Here is a 9537-nt window from a genome sequence, read left to right as displayed (position 1 = left end):
GTTTATTTGTACAATATATTGTTGTCATGTTGTTCTCTAACACTTGCCCCTAACGTTAGTGTTTCTCTATTAGAGCTATTTTACTTTAACACTTATCCTTTTTCACTTATCTGTTTCAATAAATCTTTTTTCAGAATAGTAATTTCATTCGAATTCACTTCAATGATTTTTTCGTTGCTCAGGTCGGTAAGTACACGGCTTACGCTTTCACGCGAAGTGCCAATCAGGTCGCCCATTTCGCCGCGTGTTAAAGGGAAATTAAATGTATCGTTTTCATAAATTTTGTCCGACATGCATAACAATGTTTCGGCAACCAATCCAGGGATTTGTTTCTGTGTCTGGCTTGCATAACGCTCGTAATCGGTAAGTTCGTTTTTGCAAAGCTCAACAATAATTTCGTAAGCAAATTTTCCGTTCGAAAAAATAAAATTACGGAACAGGTTGCTGTCGATAAAACAAACGGATGAATCTTCAATGGCTGTTGCCGAAAAACGGTTTATCTTATCGCCAAAAGTTGTAGGGATACCAAGGTATGTAGGAGCTTTAATGATTTTTAAAATTTTTTCTTTCGAAGGTCCGTGCATGTGAAGCTTAACCACACCGGTTCGCAAATAAGCAACATTAAGCGATAACGCATTCTGCTTAAAAATAATCTCACCTTTTTTGAACGATACTTCTGCACTATTATTTTCAAGAATGTTTAATTCTTCTTCGCTTAGATGTAGTGAAGCCTTCGATTTTATTGGGCAATCCTTACAGTTATGTTGTTTCATTATTAGTAATTATCATTATGGTAAAATTAAGAAAAAATATTGAATGTGATATATATCACATTTGGAAATGGGATATTTCACATATAGAAAGTTATATATATGGAAATATTAATTTAAATTTGTTTCAATCAAAAACAAAACATTATGAACGAAGATTTCGAAAAACAATTTCTGGAACTACAGAAAAAAGTGAGCAAACTTGAAAAAGGCACTAAAGACCAGCTTTCGATGGTGGTGTTCTCGGGCGACCTCGACAAGATTCTTGCAGCAATGATAATTTCAACCGGTGCTGCAGCATACGATATGAAAGTTAATTTGTTCTTTACATTCTGGGCTACTGCTGCACTGCGCGACCCGAAGAAAAGTGCGTCGGGAAAAAACTTCATGGAAAAAATGTTTGGCATCATGCTGCCAAAGGGAAGTAAAAAAGTGAAGCTTTCGAAAATGAATATGTGTGGCATGGGAACATCAATGATAAAAGGGATTATGAAAAAACACAAAGTGGCATCACTTGAAGAAATGTTTAAAACAGCAGGTGAACTGGGCGTTCAAATCAATATCTGCGAAATGTCGATGAACCTTATGGGATTCAAAAAAGAAGAAATGATTGATTACCCGAACCTGAATATTTGTGGTGTGGCAACATTCTTAGCCGATGCTTCGGAAAGTAAAGTGCAGTTGTTTATTTAGAAGAAATTAAAAAGATTAAAAAGATTAAAAAGATTGAAAAGATTAGAAAGATTGAAAAATGGTTAAGCTAATCTTTAAAATCTTTTAATAAAAAAATAATTAAAAAGTTTAAAGGAGAAATAAAAATGACAACAGAAGAATTAAAAAATCTGAACGCAAATAAAATTGTTGATGCACGCGGAACTGCTTGTCCCGGGCCATTATTAGCAGCTAAGAAAGCGATAGGTGAAATTGAATCGGGTGAGATAATGGAAATATTATCATCCGACGAAGGTACTAAACATGATATTCCGAAATGGTGTGAAAAAATGGAACACGAATTTCTTGGAATTATCGAAGAAGACAGTTATTCAAGATTGTTTTTGAAGAAAGCGTAAGTATTGGAACTGATAGTATTCTTTTGTCCCGATAGGGACATAAGCTTGGTAAAAATGAAATCACTTTAATATATAATGTACCGTAGGTACTATCGATTTATCATATTCGAAAAATCATGAAAGTAGATATTCATTAACATGAATAATGAGCGAAATGTGGGCTATGCAAGGGTTGTGCCTACAGCACATCATTTTTAAGTTATTATTTTTTTACCAAGCTGTTATGCCTACGGCATATTTATCGTGATTAGCTTCATTGAATAATAAGAGTCTACATTAGTTTACACAAAAATATTATTTTGAAACTATTGAATTATATTAATTTTTAGTTATGGAAAACCAAACATTCAGACCGAAAATACTGGTGTTTTCAACCGATAAAATTTCCGACCCGGGTATTGACCAGGCGGGGTTGAGAAAGATTCATTATTCGCCATCGGTGTATGTGATAAGTATGCCATGTTCGTCGGGGATAAAACCCAAATGGATATTACATGCTTTTGAACGTGGATTTGACGGTGTGTTCATTGCTGCCGATGGTCATGAATGTTCCTTCAGTCCTAAATGTGCAGAGCATACCAATAAAATAATTACCGATTCACAAACCATGATGAAAGAAAAAAATATCAGTCCGAAACGAATTCGTATGGCGGCAATCTGTTCTGTATGTGCTGAGCCATTTGCAAGCCACATGGAAAATTTTAGTAAAATTTTATTTGACCTGGGAAGTGTTGAAAATGAAAAAGGAAAAAATATATAATGAGGATATTTTGGCTAAAGCCATTTTTTGAGATTTTGATTACCACGACTTAAAAGTCGTGGATAATAGAATTGCCATGACCTTCAGGTCGTGGATGATTTGAAAACTATTGAATGGGCTTTAGCCCAAAAGATGTATAAAAAAATATGTGTTAAAAGAATAGTATAAATGTTTCCCGATATGCCTGATAAAAACAAAACATACGATGCACTGGTAATAGGCGGTGGTATTGCCGGACAGGAAACTGCTTTGAATCTTGCCGAAATGGATTACAAGGTATTGCTTGTTGATAAAGCCTTGTCGATTGGTGGAAAGATGATACAGCTCAGTAAAGTTTTTCCGACCCTCGATTGTGCTGCCTGTATCACTACACCTAAAATGTCTGAAACGGCGCGTCATCCCAATATTACATTAATGCTGAACAGCGAGATTGATGATATTAAAAAAGAAGGAAAAGATTTTAAAGTTCAGGTGACAAAGAATCCGCGCTATGTTGTTCAGGAAAATTGTACAGGCTGTCAGCAGTGCGAAGTAGCTTGTCCCGAGATACGTAACGATGAATACAACTGCAATCTTGCTGGAAGAAAAGTTGCTTACATCCCGTTTAGCCTTGCCAATCCCCGTATTGCAACTATCGACAGGCAGGATGTTTCGGCACCTTGTATCAATGAATGTCCCGGTGGTGTTAAACCATACGGATATATTTCGTTGGTGAGAAACGGTCAGTATGAAGATGCGATGAAACTTCATTTGGAAGATATTCCTTTGCCCGGAAGTTTAGGTCGCGCATGTTATGCGCCTTGTCAGAGCGCATGTACAAGGGGAAGTCTCGAAGCACCTGTCGATATCAGAAGAATAAAAAGATTTTTCACCGATTATTACTATGAGAAATATCCAGAGCCACAGAAAAAAATCATTGAAACAAAATCGGGAAGGAAAGTTGCTGTGATTGGTTCAGGTCCTGCCGGCCTGACAGCCGCATATCACCTGGCATTGAAAGGTCATGATGTTAAAATATTTGAAGCCGCACCGGTGTTGGGTGGTATGCTTATGCTTACCCTTCCTGAATATCGTCTTCCGAAAAAAATTGTTGAGCGCGATGTGAAAAATATTCTTGCACTTTACGTGGAATATGAAGTGAATAAAAAAATTACGGATATAGAATCATTATTGAATGAAGGCTTCGATAGTGTATTTGTTTCTGTGGGTACTCATGATACAAGCAAACTTGGCGTTGAAGGTTCTGAGCTGAAAGGCATCGTTTCATGCCTTGATTTTCTAAGGGAAGCAAACATCGGAAAAAAAGAAAACCTGCAAGTAAAAAAAGTAATGGTGATTGGTGGCGGCAATACTGCTATGGATGCTGCAAGAACATCATTACGACTGGGCGCTGAAAAAGTTACCATTGTATATCGTCGTAGTCGTGAGGAGATGCCATGCTTTGCACCCGAAATAAAAGAAGCTGAAGAAGAAGGCGCAGAACTTTTATTATTACGAAATCCTGTTAAATTCTTTGGTGAAAATGGTGTTGTGAAAAAAGTTCAGTTGGTGAAAATGCAACTTGAGAAACCTGATGAAAGCGGTCGCAGAAGGCCTGTGCCTATTGCAGGTTCCGAGTATTTTGAAGATGTGGATTTTGTTATTGAAGCAATCGGTCTTCAACCTTCCACCACAGATTTTGCAAAAACATTGGAACTGAAAAAAGGCGGCACCATTAAGGTGAATGAAAAAACATTACAGACTTCCAATAAAAAAATATTTGCCGGAGGTGATGGTGTTACCGGGACTTCTACAATTATTGAAGCAGCGGGTCAGGGCAAAAGAGCTGCATTCTACATTGATAAATTTTTAAATGATGAAAACCCTGAATCATTTGAATTTGGCGACAAGCTTCCTGCTGTTGATAAAAATAAAGTTCTTCAGAGAAAAGATATTAAGTTTCTTCCAGCATTGAAAGAAAAGTTCAGAACGGTTGAAGAACGAATAAAAGATTTTAAGGATATTGAAATTACTTATTCCGAAGAAGAAGTTTTGAAAAGTTCGCAGCGTTGCCTGGATTGCAGCAATTGCAGGGAATGCCACCAGTGTGTTTCGGCATGTCCGGCAAATGCGATTGACTTCTCACAGAAAAAAGAAATTGCGAATATTAATGCAAGCTCAGTGGTTGTTACAACAGGTTACCAGTTATTCAAACCTGAAGGTAAACCGGAATACGGTTATTCAAAATTTCCGAATGTGATCGACTCTATGCAGATGGAACGATTGATTGCTCCAACTCGCCCGTATAACGGCGTTCTTCGGCCGGGTGATGGAAAAGTTCCCGATAATATTGCTTATGTTTTATGTACAGGTTCGCGCGATTCGAGCATGGAGAATAAAGCATGTAGCGCAGAATGTGCCAATAATCCTATATGTTCACAAATCTGTTGCATGTATTCTATTAAACAGGCACAATTGCTGATGGGCGCTTTACCACTTGCTGACATCACTATATACTACATCGACATTCGTGCTTTCGGAAAAGGTTATGAAGAATTTTTCATGCAGTCGAAAGGAATGGGAGTGAATTTTGTGAAAGGAAAAATTGCGCGTATAAAAGAGAAGGATGATAAAAGCGGCGATTTGATATTGCGTTATGAAGATATTGCCACTGGTATTGTTAAAGAGGCAAAGCACGATTTGGTTGTTCTGTCGGTTGGTGTTTTACCGAATAAGGAAATTCCGAAAATGTTCACCAATCAAAAGCTTGAGCTTGATGATTACAATTTTGTGAAACAGCCTGATGAATTATTGAGGCCATCAAACACCAGTATTGATGGGGTTTTTGTGGCAGGCGCTGCATCCGGCCCAAAAGATATTCCCGATTCAATTTTGTCGGCAGGCTGCGCAGCAAGCGAAGTAACAAGTTATTTAATGTCGAATAATGAAACTCAAAATGTAACCACTTAGACACTAAGTTCACTAAGTTACACTGAGAAATTTCTTAGTGTTTCTATGTGTTCTAAGTGTCTTAGTGGTAAAAAATATAATGAAGTAAAGATGAAAGAACGAATAGGAGTATATATCTGTCATTGCGGGGGCAACATTTCCGATTATGTGGATGTTGAACAACTCAGCGAAATGATGAAAGATGAAGATGGCGTTGTGATCGCAAAGAATGTGATGTTTGCATGCGCCGATTCAAATCAGAAAGAAATGATAAACGATATCAGGGATAAGAATCTTGATTCGATTGTTGTTGCTTCATGTTCGCCCAAACTGCATTTACATACATTCCGCGGTGTTGCGCAGAGAGCGGGATTAAACCCATTCAACTATGTCCAGGTGAATATTCGTGAACAATGTTCATGGCCTCATTCCGACCATCCACTTGATGCAACAAAGAAAGCAGTAGGGTTGATACGTGCCGGAATAAAACGTGTTGCTCGTTCAAAAGCATTGGAAAATATTGTGATTGATGCTAAGAAAGCTGTAGTTATTGTTGGTGCCGGTGTTTCTGGAATGCGCGCTGCTATTGATCTTGCAAAAATGGGTAATGATGTTTTCTTGGTTGAAAAAGATTTTTTTGTTGGAGGGAGAGTAGCACAGTCAGGTGAATTGTTTATGACCAACCAGAAAGGAAAACAATTGGTTGAACAACTTTATAACGAAATTAAATCGCTGAATAAAATTACTTTATTTACCGGTGCAACACTTGAAAAAATCTCTGGAAGTCTTGGAAACTTTAATGTTTCAATAAAAATAAAACCTCGTTTTATTAATGAAAAAGCGGATGAAAAATTATTGAACCAGGCAATTTCCGAATGCAGTGTTGAAGTTCCTGATGTCTTTAATTACGGGCTAACCAGGAGAAAAGCAATTTATAAAAATTATCCTGAAGCATTACCAGATAAATACGTTGTTGATGCAGAAGCATTAAAAAATGAAAAAGAATTTTTGAAAAAATTTTCTTCTTGCATTGATATTTATCAACCAGATGAAACGTTAACACTTAACGCAGGTTCGGTGCTTGTTACAACAGGCGTGGATACTTATCAACCTGAAGAAAACGAATTCGGTTATAAAAAATTAAACGGAGTAATCACGCTGCCTGAACTGAAAAGATTGATGGAATTGAATCCGGAAACTTTAATTTATAATAATAAAAAAGTTCGTAGTGTTGCATTTATCTATTGCGTTGGAAACCGCCAGAGCAAGGGGAAAAACAAGTATTGTTCAAGATTCTGCTGTACTTCAACCATTCACACGTCATTACAGTTAAAAGAAAAATATAAAGATGTAAGGGCATTTCATTTTTATCGTGATATCAGGACATACGGGAAACAGGAAATACTTTTTGAGAAATCGTCAAAACAGGGTGATGTGTATTTAAGGTTTGATGAGAAAGAACCTCCGGTAGTTGAAATGAACGGGAATAAGCTGGTTGTAAAGGTTAAGGATTATATTACAACTAAAAAAGAACTGGAACTGGAAACCGATTTGGTCGTTCTGGTTACAGGAATGGTCTCGCGTTCCGATAGCTCTTCTTTAGCGGAAATATTAAAGATTCCGATTGGTAACGATAAGTTCTTTAATGAGATTCATCCGAAATTAAAACCTGTTGAAACCGTTATAAAAGGTGTATTCATTGGTGGTTCATGCCAGGGGCCAAAAAATGTTTCCGAATCAGTTCAATCATCATTGGCTGCTTCTGCAAAAATAAATGCATTGATAAAGAGCGGAAGAATATCACTCGATCCGATTGTTGCAACAGTTGATAAAGATATTTGCGTGTGGTGTGGTAAATGTGCTGAAGTGTGTGAATACGATGCGCTTAAAGAAATAAAAGCCGAAGGGAAAAATATCGCATCGGTGAACATGGCTTCGTGTACAGGTTGCGGAATATGCGCTCCCGTTTGTCCTGTTGATGCTATTCAGATCGCTCAATACACCAATGATGAAATTGAATCGATGATTGATGGCTTCATGCAAAAAATTGAATTGAAAGAAAAATCGGGCGAAGAAGAAGTGCAGGCAGAAGGTGCAGTAACCATGAAAGAATACCCGCAAATATGGAAACAAATTTTGCAATCGATAAATGAAAAGCCCAAGACCATTCCTGAAATTTCAAAAGAGCTGGAGATAAATAATGACTTGGTTACTTATCATTTAATGACGATGAATAAATACAGTATTGTTGAGTCGGCAGGGTTGGATAAAAAAGAAACGTATCATTTATACAAACAGAAAAATTAATGAACATGGCAAAAATAAATCCTGATTTTGCTGAAGAGATAAAAAAATACGGGGCACAAGATTTTAATGCCTGCTACAACTGTGGTAATTGTACGGCGGTATGTTCTATGACAGATGCAGATAATTCTTTTCCGAGAAAAATAATTCGTTATACTTCGCTTGGACTAGAAGGTGAATTGCAAACTTCTGTAGAACCATGGTTATGTTATTATTGCGGTGATTGTTCAACAAGTTGCCCACGGCAGGCTGACCCCGGAAACCTTATGATGTCAGTCAGACGTTATCTTGTTGCAAAATATGACTGGACAGGTTTGTCAAAAAAATTATATACATCGAAAGTATGGGAATTAGGTGCAATTATTTTTGTTGCTTTAATAGTATTATTGCTATTTATATTATATAGCGGTGAGATGACAACAGAACTTACAACTGAAGGAGGTGTTAAGCTTAACACATTTGCTCCATGGCAAAATGTTGAAATTTTGGATTGGTCAATGGCAGGGCTCTTGTCTTTTTTTCTGTTGTCGAATATTGTCAACATGTTTTTTAAAATTGTATTAAAAAGGAAAGATGTAAAAGTTCCGTTAAAATTATATTTTACAGAATTATTCAATATTTTATTTCATTTTTTTACCCAGTGGAATTTTTCAAAATGCAATGCTGAAAAAAAATCTTTCTGGGAAAAAATAAAAAGCGGAGAATATAATTATTGGTTAATTCATTTGTTTTTAATGACAGCCTATGTTACGATGTTTATAATGATTGTAGGCTTTTTAGGATGGTTTCAAACGGATAACGTATATAAATGGTATCATCCGCAGCGGTTGTTAGGATATTACGCTACAGCAGGAATTATTACAGGTATCATATATTTTGCGATTTTAAGAATAAAAAAAATAATTGAAAAATCTAAGAAGACACATTTTTCTGATTGGACATTTTTAATTCTGCTATTTTTAACTGCGTTTAGCGGGATACTTTTACATTTTTTCAGGATTTACGGAATGCCTTATGCTACATACTACACATATGTAATACATATGATGATTTTAATACCGATGCTGATTATAGAAGTTCCTTTTTCAAAATGGTCGCATCTTGCATACAGACCTTTTGCTATATATTTTTCACGACTGATCATTGAAGCAAAAAAAATAAAAAAATAATCATGTTAAGATTTCTGTTTAATTGGAACTGCATCAATTTTGGAAACTTTTAATAAACTTTAAGATGAAATAATTTATCGATTAATATAAAATATAAACTATGGAACATTTGACGAAGGAGACCTTTAAACAAAAGGTGTTTGATTACGAGACAAACAAAGAGTGGAAGTATGTTGGAAATAATCCATGTATTATTGATTTTTATGCCGATTGGTGCAGTCCTTGTAAAATGGTAGCTCCAATACTTGAAGAACTTTCAAACGAGTATGCAGGGAAAGTTGATATTTTTAAAGTAGATACTGAAGCCGAGCAGGAGCTTGCTGCTGCATTTGGTATTAGAAGTATTCCGTCAATTCTTTTTATTCCGAAAGACGGGCAACCACAAATGTCGATGGGCGCAATTTCGAAAGATTCGTTTGTGCGATTGATTAATGAAGTGTTGTTGAACAAGCCTGAAACATATAGAAGACAATTCAGATGATAGCATTTTAGGCACATTTGTGTCAAGAATGTTTCAATCATAAACCGTCAATGGC

General features: G+C 36.3%; 8 protein-coding genes. 7 read left to right on the top strand and 1 reads right to left on the bottom strand.

Going from position 1 to position 9537, the window contains the following annotated elements; all coding sequences use genetic code 11:
* Window positions 1-92: 92 nt before the first annotated feature.
* Window positions 93-773 (bottom strand): Crp/Fnr family transcriptional regulator, encoded by a 681-nt coding sequence (locus PKK00_10730; protein ID HNW98873.1) that lies wholly within the window; start codon window positions 771-773, stop codon window positions 93-95.
* Between the two features lie 144 nt (window positions 774-917).
* Here PKK00_10730 and PKK00_10725 point away from each other — a divergent pair, with 144 nt between their 5' ends.
* The 7 genes from PKK00_10725 (at window position 918) to trxA (ending at window position 9482) form a co-directional block, all read left to right on the top strand.
* Window positions 918-1463: a DsrE/DsrF/DrsH-like family protein gene (locus PKK00_10725; protein ID HNW98872.1), complete on the top strand. Its 546-nt coding sequence runs from the start codon at window positions 918-920 to the stop codon at window positions 1461-1463.
* A 125-nt stretch (window positions 1464-1588) separates the two neighbouring features.
* Window positions 1589-1840, top strand: a complete 252-nt coding sequence (locus PKK00_10720) for a sulfurtransferase TusA family protein (protein HNW98871.1) — start codon at window positions 1589-1591, stop codon at window positions 1838-1840.
* A 331-nt stretch (window positions 1841-2171) separates the two neighbouring features.
* Window positions 2172-2600 carry a hydrogenase iron-sulfur subunit gene (locus PKK00_10715; GenBank protein HNW98870.1) on the top strand — a complete coding sequence of 143 codons (429 nt, stop codon included), beginning with the start codon at window positions 2172-2174 and terminating at the stop codon, window positions 2598-2600.
* A gap of 168 nt (window positions 2601-2768) precedes the next feature.
* Window positions 2769-5549: an FAD-dependent oxidoreductase gene (locus PKK00_10710; protein ID HNW98869.1), complete on the top strand. Its 2781-nt coding sequence runs from the start codon at window positions 2769-2771 to the stop codon at window positions 5547-5549.
* A 90-nt stretch (window positions 5550-5639) separates the two neighbouring features.
* The gene (locus PKK00_10705; GenBank protein ID HNW98868.1) at window positions 5640-7835 is read left to right on the top strand and encodes a CoB--CoM heterodisulfide reductase iron-sulfur subunit A family protein; all 2196 of its coding nucleotides are present in this window, start codon (window positions 5640-5642) and stop codon (window positions 7833-7835) included.
* Between the two features lie 5 nt (window positions 7836-7840).
* Entirely contained in the window at window positions 7841-9001 is a 1161-nt protein-coding gene (locus PKK00_10700) for a 4Fe-4S dicluster domain-containing protein (GenBank protein HNW98867.1), read from the top strand.
* 100 nt (window positions 9002-9101) lie between these two features.
* Entirely contained in the window at window positions 9102-9482 is a 381-nt protein-coding gene (trxA, locus tag PKK00_10695) for a thioredoxin (protein HNW98866.1), read from the top strand.
* The last annotated feature ends 55 nt before the right edge of the window (window positions 9483-9537 follow it).

This window comes from Bacteroidales bacterium (assembly GCA_035353855.1).
Classification (GTDB): domain Bacteria; phylum Bacteroidota; class Bacteroidia; order Bacteroidales; family CG2-30-32-10; genus DAOQAK01.
Note: the sequence above shows the minus strand (reverse complement) of the source record. Positions and strands in the feature narration are given on the sequence as shown.

Excerpts from the sequence above, each read along its gene's own strand:
- PKK00_10720 (HNW98871.1), top strand. The coding sequence starts at position 1,589 with ATGACAACAGAAGAATTAAAAAATCTGAACGCAAATAAAATTGTTGAT.
- PKK00_10730 (HNW98873.1), bottom strand. The coding sequence starts at position 773 with ATGAAACAACATAACTGTAAGGATTGCCCAATAAAATCGAAGGCTTCA.
- PKK00_10700 (HNW98867.1), top strand. The coding sequence starts at position 7,841 with ATGGCAAAAATAAATCCTGATTTTGCTGAAGAGATAAAAAAATACGGG.
- PKK00_10725 (HNW98872.1), top strand. The coding sequence starts at position 918 with ATGAACGAAGATTTCGAAAAACAATTTCTGGAACTACAGAAAAAAGTG.
- PKK00_10705 (HNW98868.1), top strand. The coding sequence starts at position 5,640 with ATGAAAGAACGAATAGGAGTATATATCTGTCATTGCGGGGGCAACATT.
- PKK00_10710 (HNW98869.1), top strand. The coding sequence starts at position 2,769 with ATGTTTCCCGATATGCCTGATAAAAACAAAACATACGATGCACTGGTA.
- PKK00_10715 (HNW98870.1), top strand. The coding sequence starts at position 2,172 with ATGGAAAACCAAACATTCAGACCGAAAATACTGGTGTTTTCAACCGAT.
- trxA (HNW98866.1), top strand. The coding sequence starts at position 9,102 with ATGGAACATTTGACGAAGGAGACCTTTAAACAAAAGGTGTTTGATTAC.